Source organism: Thiomonas sp. X19 (assembly GCF_900089495.1).
Taxonomy (GTDB): domain Bacteria; phylum Pseudomonadota; class Gammaproteobacteria; order Burkholderiales; family Burkholderiaceae_C; genus Thiomonas_A.
In genome coordinates, this window is the sequence record NZ_LT605203.1 from 3,965,451 (window position 1) to 3,981,000 (window position 15,550).

The 15,550-nt window shown below is 66.7% G+C and carries 13 protein-coding genes and 1 pseudogene; 10 read left to right on the forward strand and 4 right to left on the reverse strand.

Annotated features, from left to right (window positions below; genetic code table 11):
- Positions 1 to 85 precede the first annotated feature (85 nt).
- Together uvrC and THIX_RS19310 are read right to left on the reverse strand one after the other, a co-directional pair.
- Positions 86 to 2,065, reverse strand: coding sequence for an excinuclease ABC subunit UvrC (gene uvrC, locus THIX_RS19305; protein WP_112487491.1), 1,980 nt, complete (start codon positions 2,063 to 2,065; stop codon positions 86 to 88).
- 13 nt (positions 2,066 to 2,078) lie between these two features.
- Complete coding sequence (locus THIX_RS19310; RefSeq protein ID WP_233224639.1) at positions 2,079 to 2,783, reverse strand: uracil-DNA glycosylase; 705 nt, start codon at positions 2,781 to 2,783, stop codon at positions 2,079 to 2,081.
- Here THIX_RS19310 and earP point away from each other — a divergent pair.
- Together earP and efp are read left to right on the forward strand one after the other, a co-directional pair.
- Positions 2,775 to 3,932: an elongation factor P maturation arginine rhamnosyltransferase EarP gene (earP, locus tag THIX_RS19315; protein ID WP_112487492.1), complete on the forward strand. Its 1,158-nt coding sequence runs from the start codon at positions 2,775 to 2,777 to the stop codon at positions 3,930 to 3,932. The two genes, THIX_RS19310 and earP, sit on opposite strands and share 9 nt — an antisense overlap.
- Positions 3,933 to 4,004: 72 nt before the next feature.
- A complete protein-coding gene (efp, locus tag THIX_RS19320) occupies positions 4,005 to 4,559 on the forward strand; it encodes an elongation factor P (RefSeq protein ID WP_112487493.1) in 555 nt (184 codons plus the stop codon).
- Between the two features lie 46 nt (positions 4,560 to 4,605).
- Here the strand turns inward: efp and THIX_RS19325 are convergent.
- Positions 4,606 to 4,894, reverse strand: a pseudogene (locus THIX_RS19325) (hypothetical protein); the annotation flags it as partial.
- Positions 4,863 to 6,389 (reverse strand): malonate decarboxylase subunit alpha, encoded by a 1,527-nt coding sequence (gene mdcA / locus THIX_RS19330; RefSeq protein WP_256359982.1) that lies wholly within the window; start codon positions 6,387 to 6,389, stop codon positions 4,863 to 4,865. The gene mdcA and the pseudogene THIX_RS19325, both read right to left, overlap by 32 nt.
- 105 nt (positions 6,390 to 6,494) lie before the next feature.
- On the opposite strand from mdcA, the gene THIX_RS19335 reads away from it, so the two are divergent.
- The 8 genes from THIX_RS19335 (at position 6,495) to THIX_RS19370 (ending at position 15,513) form a co-directional block, all read left to right on the forward strand.
- Positions 6,495 to 7,172, forward strand: coding sequence for a GntR family transcriptional regulator (locus THIX_RS19335; RefSeq protein WP_112487494.1), 678 nt, complete (start codon positions 6,495 to 6,497; stop codon positions 7,170 to 7,172).
- Positions 7,173 to 7,422: 250 nt separating this feature from the next.
- Positions 7,423 to 8,142 carry a DUF1028 domain-containing protein gene (locus tag THIX_RS19340; RefSeq protein WP_112487495.1) on the forward strand — a complete coding sequence of 240 codons (720 nt, stop codon included), beginning with the start codon at positions 7,423 to 7,425 and terminating at the stop codon, positions 8,140 to 8,142.
- A complete protein-coding gene (locus THIX_RS19345; protein ID WP_112487496.1) occupies positions 8,139 to 9,173 on the forward strand; it encodes an ABC transporter ATP-binding protein in 1,035 nt (344 codons plus the stop codon). The genes THIX_RS19340 and THIX_RS19345 overlap by 4 nt, the downstream gene beginning before the upstream one ends.
- On the forward strand, positions 9,170 to 10,270 hold the full coding sequence (locus tag THIX_RS19350; protein WP_112487497.1) for an ABC transporter ATP-binding protein: 1,101 nt from the start codon (positions 9,170 to 9,172) through the stop codon (positions 10,268 to 10,270). Before THIX_RS19345 ends, THIX_RS19350 begins: the two co-directional genes overlap by 4 nt.
- A 187-nt stretch (positions 10,271 to 10,457) precedes the next feature.
- On the forward strand, positions 10,458 to 11,993 hold the full coding sequence (locus tag THIX_RS19355) for an ABC transporter substrate-binding protein (protein ID WP_112487498.1): 1,536 nt from the start codon (positions 10,458 to 10,460) through the stop codon (positions 11,991 to 11,993).
- A gap of 38 nt (positions 11,994 to 12,031) precedes the next feature.
- The gene (locus THIX_RS19360) at positions 12,032 to 12,973 is read left to right on the forward strand and encodes an ABC transporter permease (protein WP_112487499.1); all 942 of its coding nucleotides are present in this window, start codon (positions 12,032 to 12,034) and stop codon (positions 12,971 to 12,973) included.
- 2 nt (positions 12,974 to 12,975) lie between these two features.
- Positions 12,976 to 13,860: an ABC transporter permease gene (locus THIX_RS19365; protein ID WP_112487500.1), complete on the forward strand. Its 885-nt coding sequence runs from the start codon at positions 12,976 to 12,978 to the stop codon at positions 13,858 to 13,860.
- 45 nt (positions 13,861 to 13,905) lie between these two features.
- Entirely contained in the window at positions 13,906 to 15,513 is a 1,608-nt protein-coding gene (locus THIX_RS19370; protein ID WP_112487501.1) for a gamma-glutamyltransferase family protein, read from the forward strand.
- Positions 15,514 to 15,550: the final 37 nt, after the last annotated feature.

Below are 15,550 nucleotides of genomic sequence, written 5' to 3' on the forward strand. Positions count from 1 at the left end.
ATGCCACAGGGTCATGCGCTTACGGGCAATCCGAGAACGGCTCTTCGCTTCCCTGGGAAAACGCGAGAAGTGGCGCATCCGGAGTTCAGCGCAGGGCGGCATAAATGCTCTGCGCCAAGTCGCGTGAAATACCGTCGACCGTCATCAAGTCTTCGATGCTGGCGGTGGCGACGCCGCGCACCCCGCCGAAGCGCGAGAGCAGGCGCGCGCGACGCTTGGGGCCGATGCCGGCAATGTCTTCGAGCTTGGAACTGCCGGTCCGGGTGCGCGCCCGTTGCGCCCGCATGCCGGTGATGGCGAAGCGATGCGCCTCGTCGCGCACCTGCGCCACCAGCAGCAGCGCAGGGCTGTCGGGCGGCAGCGTCACCTTGGGACGTCCGTCGGCGAACACCAGCTCCTCCAGGCCAACCTTGCGGCCCTCGCCCTTCTCCACGCCCACCAGGCGGGCGATGTCCAGGCCCAGTTCTTCGAACACCTCGCGCGCGGCGGACACCTGGCCACGGCCGCCGTCGATCAGCACCAGATCGGGCAGCTTGGCCAGCTGGGTCTCGGCCGCCTCGGCCAGCTTGGCGTAGCGGCGGGTGAGCACCTGGCGCATGGCGGCATAGTCGTCGCCCGGGGTGATGCCGTCGATGCGGTAGCGGCGGTACTGCGACGACTGCATGGCATGGTGCTGGAACACCACGCAGGAGGCCTGGGTCGCCTCACCGGCCGTGTGGCTGATGTCGAAGCACTCCATGCGCAGAGCGTCCAGATCCTGCGTATCCAGGCCGAGCGCATCCGCCAGCGCACGGGTGCGGTGGTGCTGCGCGCCCTCCTCCGCCAGCAGCCGCGCCAGCGCCAGTTGCGCGCCCTGCGCCGCCATGTCCAGCCAACGCCGGCGCGTGCCGCGCGGTGCGGTCACAAGCTGGCAACGCTGGCCGCTGTGCTGCTGCAAGGTCGCCATCAAATCGGCATCCACGGGCACATTGCAAACCAGCACCGGCGGCAACGGCAACTCCAGGTAATGCTGGGCGACGAAGGCATCGAGCACGGCCCGCAAGGCGGCGATGTTGTTCGAGACCTCAGTGGAACCATCGTCGGCGTCCTCCGGGGACGGCGCCTCGGAGGACGCTGCGCCAACCTCACCCGGCGCCGCCACATCCAGCCAGCGCACATGGCTGGGGAAGTAGGCCCGGTCGCCGAGGTGCCGGCCGCCACGCACCATGGCCAGGTTGACGCAGGCGCGGCCACCCTGCAGCACCACAGCCAGGATATCGGCATCCTGATCGCGGCCCACCTCCATGCTCTGCTGGTGCAGCACGCGCGACAGGGCCGTGATCTGGTTGCGCGCCACGGCCGCCTCCTCGAAGCGCAGATGCTCGGCCAGGTCGTGCATGCGCAGCTCCAAATCCTTCAGCACGCCGTCATGCTCGCCGCGCAGAAAACGCGTTGCAGCGGCGACGTCTGCGGCATAAGCCTCCCTCGAAATGCGCCCCACGCAAGGGGCCGTGCAGCGATGAATCTGGTGCAACAAACACGGTCGGCTGCGGTTGGCGAACACGGTGTCTTCGCATGTGCGCAGCAGGAAAACCTTCTGCAGCAAGGCAATGCTTTCCTTGACGGCCCAGGCGCTGGGATACGGCCCGAAGTAGCTATGCCTGCGGTCCACCGCGCCACGGAAATACACCATGCGCGGAAAGGCATGGCCGGTGGTGAGCTTGAGATAGGGATAGGACTTGTCGTCGCGGAACAAAATGTTGTAGCGCGGGTCCTGCGTTTTGATCAGGTTGTTTTCCAGCAGCAGGGCCTCGGCTTCGGAGCCGGTCACCGTGGTGTCCAGCCGCGCGATGCGCGACACCATATGGCCGATGCGGCTGCCGCCGTGGTCTTTCTGAAAATAACTGGACACGCGCTTTTTCAGGTCGCGCGCCTTGCCCACGTACAGCAGCGTGCCATCGGCCGCGAAATAGCGATAGACCCCGGGCAGATGAGGCAATGCGGCAACCTGCCGCGCCAACGCCTCGGGGTCGGCCACATCGGCGGCGTCTGCTGCGGCGCGCGGCGTTTCCGGTGGCTGGTTCATCTTTTTCGACGGGTCAAAGGCCTGCCCCAGCCTCACGTGAGGCCTCGGAGAACACCGCGCGGAACATGGCCGGTGTGAGTCGTCCGGTGTTCTGGTTGTAGCGGCTGCAGTGGTAGCTGTCGTACAGGGCGATGCCGCGCAGTCCGTGACGCGCGCCATGCGCGAAGCGGGCTGCGGACGCCTTCAGGCCCAGAGCCATGAGCACCGCACCGTGGCCCACCGTGCCCAGCGCGACGATCACCTTGAGTTGCGGCATGGCCTGTATCTCGGCCACCAGATAGGGGTTGCAGGCGCGCACCTCGGCAGGCAGAGGCTTGTTGTCGGGCGGCAGGCATTTCACGCTGTTGCAAATGCGGCAGTTCAACAACGCCAGCCCGTCGCCCGCGGTGATGCTGGAGGGGTGATCGGTGATGGCCACCTGCGGCTCGCGCCGCGCCAGGCCCAGTTCGGTGAGCGTGCCGTACAGCAGCGGCCCGGCGCCGTCTCCGGTGAACGGCCGGTTGCTGGCGTTGGCGCCGTGCAGGCCGGGCGCCAGGCCCACCACCAGCATCGATGCCGAAAGCGGGCCGAAGGATGGAACCGGCAGGCAGGTGTAACCCGGATGGCGCGCATGCACCGCATCGCGAAAATCCGCCAGACGTGAACAGCGACGACAATGTGCGTCGTACACACTCACCTTCGAACCGACGGCGCCTGCGCCGCCTAGCTGATGAACCAACGGGATACCTGGGATCTGTTCTGTCATGTCGTGGACAACTTCGGCGACATCGGCGTGGGCTGGCGTCTGGCACGCCAGCTCGTGCACGAGCATGGCCGCAACGTGCGGCTGTTCGTCGATGATTTGAACACCTTCCGCGTCATTTGCCCGCAGGTCAATCCGCGTCTGGCACAACAGAGCGTGGACGGCGTTCAGGTGTTCAACTGGGGCCGCCAACTCCAGCTCGAACCCGGCGACGTGGTGGTCGAGCTGTTTGGCTGCAAGCTGGCCCCAGCCTTCCTGGAACGCATCCAGCAGCGTGGTGCCGAGGGCCTGCGCTGGTTCAATCTCGAGCACCTCAGTGCCGAACCCTGGGTCGAAGGCAGCCACCTCAAGCCGTCGCCCCAGCCCGGCGGCATCAACAAGCTGTTCTTCTTTCCCGGCTTCACACCGGCGACCGGCGGCCTGATCCGGGAGGCCGATCTGCTGGCCCGGCGCGACGCCTGGCAGGCCATGCCCGCCGCCCGCCGCATCGCCCTGCGCTCGCTCAGCCTGCCGCCTCCACCCGAACATGCCACCACCGTGGTGCTGTTCAGCTATGCGCGTGCAAAGATGGAGTCCTGGCTGCAAAGCCTGGCCGCAGCCGATCGTCCCACCGTGCTGTGGATCTGTCCCGGCCCCATCATCGAAGCCGTCAACGACTGGCTGCATATGCAACTGCTCACCGGCCAGACCACGGTGCGCGGCAGCCTCACCCTCTGCGCCCTGCCCTTCATGCCGCAGGAGCGCTTCGACGAACTGCTGTGGGCGGCCGACGTCTGCATCGTGCGCGGCGAAGACTCCTTTGTGCGCGCGCAGTGGGCCGCGCGACCCATGGTGTGGCACATCTACCCCCAGCAAGACGGCGCGCATGACAAGAAGCTCGATGCCTTTTTCGACCTGTATCTCAAGGATGCCCCGGCCGACGTACGCGACGCCATCATCCCGCTGTGGACGGCCTGGAACCGCAACCTCGATCTCGACAGCGCCTGGTCCGGGTTCGTCGCCGCATTGCCGCAACTGCGCCGCCACGCCCGCACCTGGTGCAACCGCCTGGCCAGCCAGCCCGATCTGGCCAGCCAGCTGCTGACCGCTGGCCGCACCCTTCAGGCTCGCATACTGCCGCTGTAGCCAACTGTCTTGGCCCGCCCCGGCTAAAATGACGCGTTGACTTTTCAACAGACACCTGTTCTCCCCCGATTTATGAAACTCGCTCAAGAAATCCGCGCCGGCAATGTCATCATGGTGGGCAAGGATCCCATGGTCGTGCAAAAGACCGAATACAGCCGCGGTGGCCGCAACGCCGCCACGGTGAAAATGAAGCTGAAGAACCTGCTGACCAGCGGCGGCACCGAAGTCGTCTACAAGGCCGACGACAAGCTCGATCAGGTCATGCTCGACCGCAAGGACTGCACCTATTCCTACTTCGCCGACCCCATGTATGTGTTCATGGATACCGAGTACAACCAGTACGAAGTGGAAAAGGACAACCTCGGCGACGCCATCAACTACCTCGAAGACAGCATGCCCGTCGAAGTCGTGTTCTACGACGGCAAGGCCATCTCGGTGGAAATGCCCAACACCGTGGTGCGCGAAATCATCTACACCGAACCCGCCGTGAAGGGTGACACCTCTGGCAAGGTGCTCAAGCCGGCGAAGATTTCCACCGGTGTGGAAATCCCGGTGCCGATCTTCGTTGCCACCGGCGACAAGATCGAAATCGACACCCGCACCGGCGAATACAAAGGCCGGGTCTGAGCAGGACTCAACCGAGATTTCCCATGAGCCGGTTGGAGCGGGCTGGTAGGTTGGCTTCCTGCAGGCGCGCGCCGCCGGTCTCCAGCAGCAACAGGGGCCGCACGGGGCGGCCGGCCTCGCAGTCGCGCAAGGCCAGTTCCGGCGCGCCGGCGATCTTGGCACCGGAGAACTTCGCCGATGCTGCCGCCCTGGAATGCGCCTTCGATGGACAGCGCCACGGCGGCATGGCCGTCCAGGGTGCCGCGCGCGCCATGTCGGCGAAGGGCAGGCGAAGCGCCTGCGCCGAGCGCAGCATGCGCAGTCTCACCGGTTCTGGAACCGTGAGGGCGGTTGATACAGGCCGCCCGACCAGTCCACCAGGTCCTCGATGCTGCGCGCCGCCAGCAAGGAGCGCTTGGCCTGCAGCGGACTGACGCCGAGGTCGGCCGGATAGGCGACGATGCCGCGCGCGTGAAGGTTGCGCGCCACGGCAGCGTCCGAGCGCTGGCCGATGGGCGTGACGCCGGCGATCGCCGCCAGCGCGGCACGCCGCTCCTCCTGGCCCTGCGCCTTGTACAAGTAGGCGATGCCCTCTTCGGTCACCACATGCGTGACGTCGTCGCCGTAGATCATGATGGGCGCGATCGGCATCCCGCTCTTTTCCCCGACCGCGATGGCGTCCAGCGCATCCACCAGCGCCGGCACGCCGCCTTTCTGGTACGTCTCGACCAGTTGCACCACCAGCTTGCGCCCCCGGACAACCGGCGCGTCGGCGGTGATCAGCGACAGCCAGGCGGGGGAGGGATGGCGGCGCCCACGCGGGTCGTGCCCCATGTTGGGCGCGCCGCCGAAGCCCGTCAGCCGCCCCAGCGTCACGGTCGAAGCATTGGCGTCGGCGTCCATCTGCAAGGTCGAGCCGATGAACAGGTCCACCCCGTATTGGCCCGCCAGTTGACACAGCACGCGGTTCGAGCGCATCGAGCCGTCGCGGCCGATGAAGAACACGTCGGAACGGGCGGCAACGTAGTTTTCCATGCCGACTTCGCTGCCAAAGCAATGCACGCTCTGCACCCAGCCGCTCTCGATCGCCGGAATCAGCGTGGGATGCGGGTTGAGCGCCCAGTTGCGGCAGATCCTGCCCTTCAGCCCGAGCGATGCGCCATAGGTCGGCAGCAGCAGTTCGATCGCGGCGGTGTCGTATCCGATGCCATGGTTCAAGGAGGTGACCTGGTAGCGTTCGTAGATGCCGCGGATGGCCATCATCCCCATGAGCACCTGCAAGTCGGTGATGTGGCGCGGATCGCGCGTGAACAGCGGCTCGATGGCGAAGGGACGGTCCGCGACCACGACGAAGTCCACCCACGAGCCGGGGATGTCCACGCGCGGCAGCGCGTCCACGATCTCGTTGACCTGGGCGATGACGATGCCCTGCCGGAATGCGGCGGCCTCGACGAGGGTGGGCGTGTCCTCGGTGTTCGGCCCGGTGTAGAGGTTGCCCTGCGCGTCGGCCTTCTCGGCGCAAACCAGCGCCACGTGCGGCGTCAGGTCGATGAACATGCGCGCGTAAAGCTCGACATAGGTGTGAATCGCGCCGATCTCCAGCTTGCCGTCCTCCAGCAGTTGGGCCACGCGCAAACTCTGCGGCCCCGCAAAGGCGAAATCCACCCGCCGCGCGATGCCGCGCTCAAACAGCGTCAGGTGCTCGGGTCGGCTGATGCTCGAAATCAACAGGTGCAGATCGTGCACGCGGCGGGCATCGACCTGCGCCAGGCTGCGCCAGAGGAAGTCCGCCTGCTTCTGGTTGTTGCCTTCGAGCGCGACGCGGTCGCCCGGCATCAGCAGCAACCCCAATTTGTTTTTGTATTTTTATTTGATTGCATTGCATGCGTAATTTTGGGTTTACCAGTACACAAAACACATCCACCGTGTCGTTCCAAGTCCAAGTAGTATTGGCGCATGGACAAGAGTCTTTCCCTCGCCGACCGGCTGCGCGAGTCCATTGAAGAGGACATCGCGACTGGCGAACTGCCCCCCGGGGCGCCGCTGGACGAAGCCGAGCTGACGCAGCGCTTCGGCGTGTCGCGCACGCCGGTGCGCGAGGCACTGATGCAGTTGGCATCGGCCGGCATGGTCGACATCCGGCACCGGCGCGGCGCCGCCGTGGCCCAGCTCGGCCCGCAGCGCCTGATCGAGATGTTCGAGGTCATGGCCGAGCTTGAGGCCATGTGCGGGCGGCATGCCGCCCGGCGCATGCCGGCCGAGGCACTGGCCGCGCTGGAAGCCGCGCACCTGGCCTGCGAGGCCGCGCGCAACGCCGGCGACGCCGATGCCTACTACCACCTCAACGAAACCTTCCATCACCAGATCTACGCCGGCAGCCACAGCGGCTTCCTGTGCGAACAGGCCACGACGCTGCATCGCAGGCTGCGCCCCTACCGGCGCCTGCAATTGCGCGTCAAGGGCCGGCTGCAGGCGTCCTACAGCGAGCACCAGGCCGTCGTCGACGCCATCCAGGCCGGCGACGGCGAGCGCGCCGCGCAGGCCCTGCGCCGGCATGTCATGGTCCAGGGCGAGCGCTTCGCCGACCTGATGGCCGCGCTGGCGCAACTGCAGACCACAACGGCAGAAGCCTGATGTCGACCGCTGCACCAAGCGCGCTGCCCTGTGGCGCAAACTTTCCAACATGGGGCGTTTGGCACCAAAATGGAAGCTGCCTGTGTACACGCTTCTCCATGCTTCATTCCCTCGCATGCGCCACGACAAGCACAGGGGCTTGGGCATGGAAGTTGCGTTTGACGAACCGCGCCTTGAGGTCGGTAGAACCCGCGCACTTTTTATGTCATACACCCGAGCAGCTCGAACAAAAGCCCGAACGGCAAAGCCTATGACCTGGTCCATCCTGGCGCGCGACGACGACGGCACATTCGGTGTCGCGATCGCCAGCCGCTTCTTTGCCGTCGGCGGGCTCTGCGTCCATACGCGAAGCCAAGTTGGGGCTTTGTCGACACAGGCGCTGATGAATCCGCTCTATGGCCCCGCCGGCCTCGACGCGCTTGCCGCGGGCTGCAACCCGGAGGAATTGGTCGCGGCGCTGACTGGCGCCGATGCGGGCCGCGATCATCGCCAGCTGCACGTGCTGCCGGCCTCGGGCAGGGGTGCCGCCCACACCGGCGCCTCGTGCATCGGATGGTGCGGCCATGCGGTGCACGACGACTTCAGCGTCGCCGGCAATATGCTGGCCGGTCCGCAGGTGATCGAAGCCACCGCGCAGACCTTCGTCGCAACCAAGGGGCAAGCGCTCGCCGAGCGGTTGATTGCCGCCATGGCGGCCGGTGAAGCGGCGGGCGGCGACAAGCGCGGCAAGCAGGCGGCCGCGCTGCGCATCCACGGCCGCGAGGACTACCCGCTGCTGGACCTGCGCATCGACGACCATGCGGAACCCATCGCGGAACTACGGCGCCTGTATGCCAAGAGCCTGGAGCGCTACCAGCCCTTTCTGGCCTGCCTGCCGAAGCGGGACGATCCTGCCGGCCTGACCGACCGCAGCGAGATCGAAGCGCGCATCGCCCGATTCCAGACCTTGAGGCGCCAGGACACGCCATGACGGCCCTGCTCGAGGTCCGGGACCTGCGCACCCACTTCACCACGGAAGATGGTGAATTTCCAGCCGTTGACGGCATGAGTTTTTCGATCGACGCGGGCCGCACGCTCGCCATCGTCGGCGAATCCGGCAGCGGCAAGAGCGTGACCTCCTTGTCCATCATGGGCCTGGTGCCTCATCCACCCGGGCGCATCGTGGGCGGCTCCATCCGCTTCGAGGGCCGCGAACTTCTGGGCCTGCCGAAAGCCGAGATGCAAAACTTGCGCGGCAACGGCATGGCCATGATTTTCCAGGAGCCGATGTCCTCGCTGAACCCGGCGTACACCATCGGCAACCAGATCGTCGAGGGCCTTTTGCGCCATCGACGCATCAGCCGCGCGCAAGCCACCGAGCGCGCCATGGCGATGCTCAGGCGCGTGCGCATTCCGGCCCCCGAGCAGCGCTTCCACGAATATCCCCACAAGCTGTCCGGCGGCATGCGCCAGCGCGTCATGATCGCCATGGCCCTCGCCTGCGAGCCGCGCCTGCTGATCGCCGACGAGCCGACCACGGCGCTGGACGTGACGATCCAGGCGCAGATCCTCGACTTGATGCGCACGCTGCAGGAAGAAACCGGCACGGCCATCGTCCTCATCACCCATGACCTGGGCGTGGTCGCCGAAGTGGCGGACGCGGTGGTGGTGATGTATGCCGGCCGGGTGGTCGAGCGGGCGCCGGTTCAGGCCCTGTTCGATGAGCCGCAGCATCCCTACACCATCGGGCTGCTGGGTTCCATACCCAGGCTGGATGACGCGCAAACACGCCTCGCGTCCATCGCCGGCCAAGTGCCCAACCCCCTGCGCCTGCCCTCGGGCTGCAGCTTTGCCGACCGCTGTCCGTTTGCCGACGCACAATGCCATGCCGCTGCGCCCGCACTCAGAAACGTGGGTGAAAACCATGTCTCGGCATGCTGGAAGGCCCCTCTCGATCCGCAAGCCCTGTTTGAAAAAACACCGTCCATGGACTTCGCCGCCTGTCCGGTCATGCCCGCATGAACAAGCCCATGCCAGCGCATCCGTCCACGGCCTCATCGCTGCTGCGCGTTGCAGGGCTGGTCAAGCATTTCCCGGTGAAGCGCGGCATCCTGGGCCGTGCCCAGGATGCCGTGCGCGCGGTCGATGGCGTGGACTTTGCGCTCGCGCCCGGTGAAACCCTGGGCGTCGTCGGCGAATCGGGGTGCGGCAAATCGACGCTCGGGCGGCTGGTTCTTCGCCTCATCGAACCCACCGCGGGACGCATCTGGTTCGACGGCGCCGACCTCGGCGCGCTGGATGCGCAGGCGCTGCGGGCGCGGCGGCGCGCCATGCAGATCATCTTCCAGGACCCCTACTCCTCGCTCAACCCGCGCATGACGGTGGGCCAGACACTCGGCGAGCCGCTGCTCCTCCACGGCCTTGCCGAGGGCCGGCGCCGCGAGCGCGTGGCCGAGCTGCTCAAGACCGTGGGGCTGGCGCCGGAACATGCGCTGCGCTATCCGCACGAGTTCTCGGGAGGCCAGCGTCAGCGCATCGGCATCGCGCGCGCCTTGGCCGTCGAACCCAAGCTGGTCGTGTGCGACGAGGCGGTTTCGGCGCTGGACGTGTCCGTTCAGGCCCAGGTCGTGAACCTGCTGCAGGACCTCCAGCAGACGTTCGGCCTCGCCTACATTTTCATCGCGCACGACCTCGCCGTCGTCAAGCACATCGCCGACCGGGTTGCGGTGATGTATCTCGGGCGCATCGTCGAACTCGCCGACAAGCGCGCGCTCTACGCCGCGCCGCGCCATCCATATACCCAGGCCCTGCTGTCGGCCATTCCCTCGCCGCAGCCCCGCACGGCACGGCGACGCATCGCCTTGGCCGGCGATGTGCCGAGCCCGCTCGCACCGCCGCCTGGCTGCCACTTCCACACGCGCTGCCCGCATGCGCGCCCGCTGTGCGCGCAAAGCACGCCTGTTCTCGCTGTGGAGGGCGGGCACGGCGTGGCATGTCATTACTGGCGCGAGATCGAGGTGCCTTTGGCCTTGCGGAAAGGCGCCGGCGGCGCGCCGGCAAACCCGCGCGTGGCCAAGCTGCAGTCGGCCTTCGCCGCCCGTACCGGAGCCCCGGCATGAGCAACGCCTGCGACATGCACCGATCGCTGCAGTCCGGTTTCCATCGCCAAACGGGGCAGGCCATTTCCCGTTGGCGTTGTTCCAAATCCGGCCCCGTCTCGAGGACTCGGCCCGGGTCAGGTTGGCGTCCATCGCCAAGGGCATCACAGGTCAGGATTTTTCACACTCACTTTGGGGGATTAACACCATGGATCGACGTTCATTCATCAAGGCATCAAGTCTCACGCTGGCCGGGGCCGTCGGGCATGCGTTGCCCGCTTCAGCCTTGGCCGCGCAGGTTCAGACTCTGCGCGTGGGCCTGGCCGAAGACCCCGACATGCTGGACCCGACACTGGCGCGCACCTTCGTCGGCCGCATCGTGTTTGCGGCTCTGTGCGACAAGCTGTTCGACATCGACGAGAAACTCAATATCGTGCCTCAGCTTGCGACCAGCTATGCATGGTCGCCCGACAACAAGGCGCTGACGCTGAAGCTGCGCGAAGGCGTCCTGTTCCAAGATGGCGAGAGATTCGACGCAGCGGCGGTGAAATACAACATCGAGCGGCACAAGACCCTCCCGGGGTCGAGCCGCCGCGGTGAGCTTGCACCCGTGGAAAGCGTCGAGGTCATCGATCCCTACACGGCACGACTGAATCTTTCGGCCCCTTTCGCTCCACTGCTTTCGGTGCTTGCCGACCGTGCCGGCATGATGGTCTCGCCCAAGGCCGCGCAGGCGCAAGGCGAGAACTTCGCCAACAAGCCGGTCAGCTGTGGGCCGTTCAAATTCGTCGAACGGGTCCCTCAAGGACACATCGTGCTGGAGCGCTTCGCCGAATACTGGAACAAGGACGCGGTTCACTTCGACAAGGTCGTGTACACACCCATCCCCGACTCCGCGGTCCGCCTGGCGAACCTGCGCGCGGGCCAGCTCGACTTCATCGAACGCATGGCTTCGTCGGACATCGCCGGGCTGCGCAAGGACAGCCACTTCAAGACGTCCAGCATCACGGGAATCGGCTACCAGGGCATCACGATGAATGTCGGCAAGAGCGCCCTGGCGCAGAAGAACCCGCTCGGGCGCGACGCCCGTGTGCGCGAGGCCTTCGAGCTGGCCATCGACCGCGAAGGACTGGTTCAGGTCGTGATGAACGGCGAGGCCACCGTGGGCAACCAGTGGGTGCCACCGACCAATCGCTTCTACGCCAAGAACGTCCCCGTGCCCAAGCGCGACGTGGCCAAGGCCAAGGCCTTGCTGAAGGAGGCCGGCGTGCCGAATCCCCGCTTCACCCTGATGACGCCGACAACCTCCGACGCGCAGCGTCTTGCGCAGGCCGTGCAGTCCATGGCGCGGGACGCGGGGTTCGACGTGAAGATCCAATCGACCGAGTTCGCGACCTCGCTCAATCTGGCCGAGAAAGGGGAATACGAAGCCTACGTCCTGCAATGGAGCGGGCGCGCCGACCCGGACGGGAACCTGTTCAGTTTCGACGGTTGCAAACAGCCGCTGAACTACAGCGGTTACTGCGTGCCGGCCGTGGACACGCTCCTGAACAAATCGCGCAGCGATCTGCAGACGGCGCAACGCGTGGCCGACTATGAACAAATCGCCGCGCGCGTGCTCAAGGACCGCCCCATTCTTTATGTCTATCACGCCCACTGGCTGTGGGGCTACACGCGCAAGCTCACCGGCGTGCGCGACATCCCCGACGGCCTGCTCCGGGTGACCGGGCTGAAGATGGCCTGAAGCCATGGGCCGCGCCCGTCGAGGGCGCGGCCATCGACATGCTCGAATTTCTCCTCAAGCGGCTGGCCTCGATCGTGCCGACCCTGGTGTTCGTCTCGATCCTGATCTTCGGCCTGCAACAGCTCCTGCCAGGCGATCCGGCGCTGATCCTGGCCGGTGAGGAGCAGGACCCGACGGTCGTTGCCTACCTGCACAAGAAGCTGCACCTGGACCAACCCCTGCCGGTGCGCTACGGCTATTGGGTGCGCGACGTGCTGCATGGCGACCTCGGCGAATCGATGCGCCTGCAGCAGCCCGTGTCGGCACTCATCGCCCAGAAGCTTCCGGTCACCATCGAGCTGTCGCTGCTGGCCATGGCGGTGGCCCTGCTCGTCAGCATCCCCGCAGGCATCGTCGCCGCCGTGGGGCGCGGCACGGCCTGGGATTACGCCGCCAACGCCTTCGCGCTGTGGGGCTTGTCGACGCCGAATTTCTGGCTCGGCATCCTGATGATCCTGCTGTTCTCCGTGCAGCTGGGCTGGTTCCCGGCATCCGGCTACGTCAGTCCGTTCGTGAACCTTCGCGCCAATCTGCTGGGCATGGCCATGCCCGCCTTCGTGCTGGGCAATTCGATCGCGGCGGTGCTCATGCGCCACACCCGCAGCGCCATGCTGGAGGTGCTCAGCGCCGACTATGTGCGAACCGCACGCGCCAAGGGCCTGAGCGAACCCGTGGTCGTGCTCAAGCACGCCTTTCGCAATGCGCTGACGCCCATCATCACCCTGGGCGCCCTCGAACTCGGCACCCTGCTCTCCGGCGCCGTCCTCACCGAGCAGGTATTCACGATCCCCGGCTTCAGCAAGCTGATCGTCGATGCCGTGGCCAACCGCGACTTTGCCGTCGTGCAGGGCGTGGTGCTGATCACCGCGCTCGCCTACATCGTGCTGAACCTGCTGGCCGACCTGGCCTCCTTCCTCATCAACCCACGCCTGCGCCGCTAGCCATGTCCGCAGTCCTCCCTGCCGTTGCCGCGTCCCAACCCGTCCTGGAGGCTGGCCCCTGGCGCCGGGGCTGGCGCCGTCTCTACCGCCGGCGCGCGGCACTCGCGGGGCTCGTTGTCGTCGTGTTGTTTGTGCTGATGGCGGTCTTTGCGCCCTGGGTTTCCCCGTTCGACCCGCTGGCCACCAACTGGAGCGCGATCCGCCAGGCGCCTTCGGCGGCGCACTGGTTTGGCACCGATGAACTCGGGCGCGACGTGCTGTCGCGCGTCATCTGGGGCACGCGCGCGTCGCTCTCGGCCGGCGTGGTGTCGGTGTCGATCTCGCTGCTGCTGGGTGTGCCCATCGGCCTGGCCGCCGGCTACCTCGGCGGTTTGACCGACGCTTTGATTTCGCGCATGACCGACGCCTTCCTGTCCTGCCCTTTCCTGATCCTGGCGATCGCCCTGGCGGCATTCCTGGGACCCAGCCTCACCAACGCCATGATCGCCATCGGCGTCTCCACGACACCCGTGTTCGTGCGCCTGACGCGCGCCCAGGTCCTCAACGTCAAGGTGGAGGACTACATCGAGGCCGCGCGAGCGGTCGGCAACTCGCCCCTGCGCATCGCCTGGCGCCACGTCATGCCCAACGTCCTCGCGCCGCTGATCGTCCAGGCCACGCTGGCCATCGCTTCGGCGGTGATCGCCGAGGCGAGTCTGTCGTTTCTCGGCCTGGGCCAGCAGCCGCCGGCGCCGAGTTGGGGCAGCATGCTCAATACGGCCAAGGACTACATCGACAACGCCCCCTGGATGGGTATATGGCCGGGCGCGGCGATCTTTCTCCTGGTGTTGTCGTTCAATCTGCTCGGCGATGGCCTGCGCGACGCCCTCGACCCCCGGCAGCGTTGAATCTCCCGCATCCTTTGCAGTTCAACCTCGACGCGAATCCAGACCATGCAATTCGATTGGCATAACCCCTACCCCACCATCCGCAGCCCGCTGATGGCGCGCAACGTCGTCGCCACGTCGCAGCCGCTGGCCGCGCAGGCCGGGCTGCGCATGCTGCTCAAGGGCGGCAACGCGGTGGATGCGGCGCTTGCCGCGGCCGCGGCCATGACCATCGTCGAACCGGTGTCCAACGGCCTGGGCAGCGACCTTTTCGCCATCGTCTGGGACGGCACGCGACTGCAGGGACTCAACGCCTCGGGCGTGGCGCCGCAGGCGTGGAATCCGGGCTACTTCGCCCGCAAACACGGCGGCGCCTTGCCGGTGCGGGGCTGGGATACGGTCACGACGCCGGGCGCGGTGGCGGGCTGGGTGGCGCTGTCGCAGCGCCTGGGCAAGCTGCCGTTCGCCGATCTTCTGGAACCCGCCATCGAACTGGCCGAGCGTGGCCATGGGGTGGCCTGCATCGTGGCCGACAAATGGGCGCGGCAGGTTCCGCTGCTGCAGGAGCAGCCTGGTTTCGCCGCGGCCTTCATGCCTTACGGGCGCGCCCCCCGGCCTGGCGAGCGCTTCGTGTTCCGCGACGCCGGCGCGACCCTGCGCCAGATTGCGTTGACGCAGGGGGAGGCGTTCTACCGCGGCGAGGTCGCCGAGAAACTAGCCGCGCACGCCAAGAACCATGGCGCGAGCCTGAGCCTTGCGGATCTCGCCGGCTACCAGCCGGAGTGGGTGACGCCGATCGCCAAGGACTATGCCGGCCATACCGTGCACGAGATCCCGCCCAATGGCCAGGGCATCGCCGCGCTGATGGCGCTGGGCATCGTCGACAAGCTCGACATCGGCCGCTATCCCGTCGACGGCGTCGAGGCCCAGCACCTGCAGATCGAGGCGATGAAGCTGGCCTTCGCCGACACCTACCGCTGGGTCGGCGACGCGCGTGCGATGACCGAGGTCACGCCGGCCGACCTGCTCAACGACGGCTACCTCGCCGAGCGCGCCAGGCGCATCGACATGCGGCGCGCCACGGCGTTCCAGCACGGCGCCCCGCCGCGCGGCGGCACCATCTACCTGTCGGCGGCCGACGCGGGCGGCATGATGGTCAGCCTGATCCAGTCCAACTACATGGGTTTCGGCAGCGGCGTGGTCGTGCCCGGCACCGGCGTGAGCCTGCAGAACCGCGGCCATGGATTCTCGCTGCAGCCAGGACACCCCAACCTCGTGCAAGGCGGCAAGCGCCCCTTCCACACCATCATTCCGGGGTTCGTCACCAAGGACGGCAAGCCGCAGATGAGCTTCGGCGTGATGGGCGGCAATATGCAGCCGCAAGGCCACTTGCAGACCCTGGTGCGCATGCTGACCTATGCCCAGCAGCCGCAGGCCGCCTGCGATGCGCCGCGCTGGAAGGTCGGCACGGGACTGTCGATCGACTGCGAGGCGACGATGGCCCGGGACCGCGTCGAAGAATTGCGCGCGATGGGCCACGCGGTCACGGCCGACCCCGATGCCTATATGGACTTCGGCGCGGGACAGTTCATCTGGAAGCTCTCGGACGACCCGCAGGACGGCTACGTCGCCGCGAGCGACTCCAGGCGCGACGGGCAAGCCGTGGGATTCTGACATCCACCCGCGCGAAACGCGGAATGCGACGCTGTCA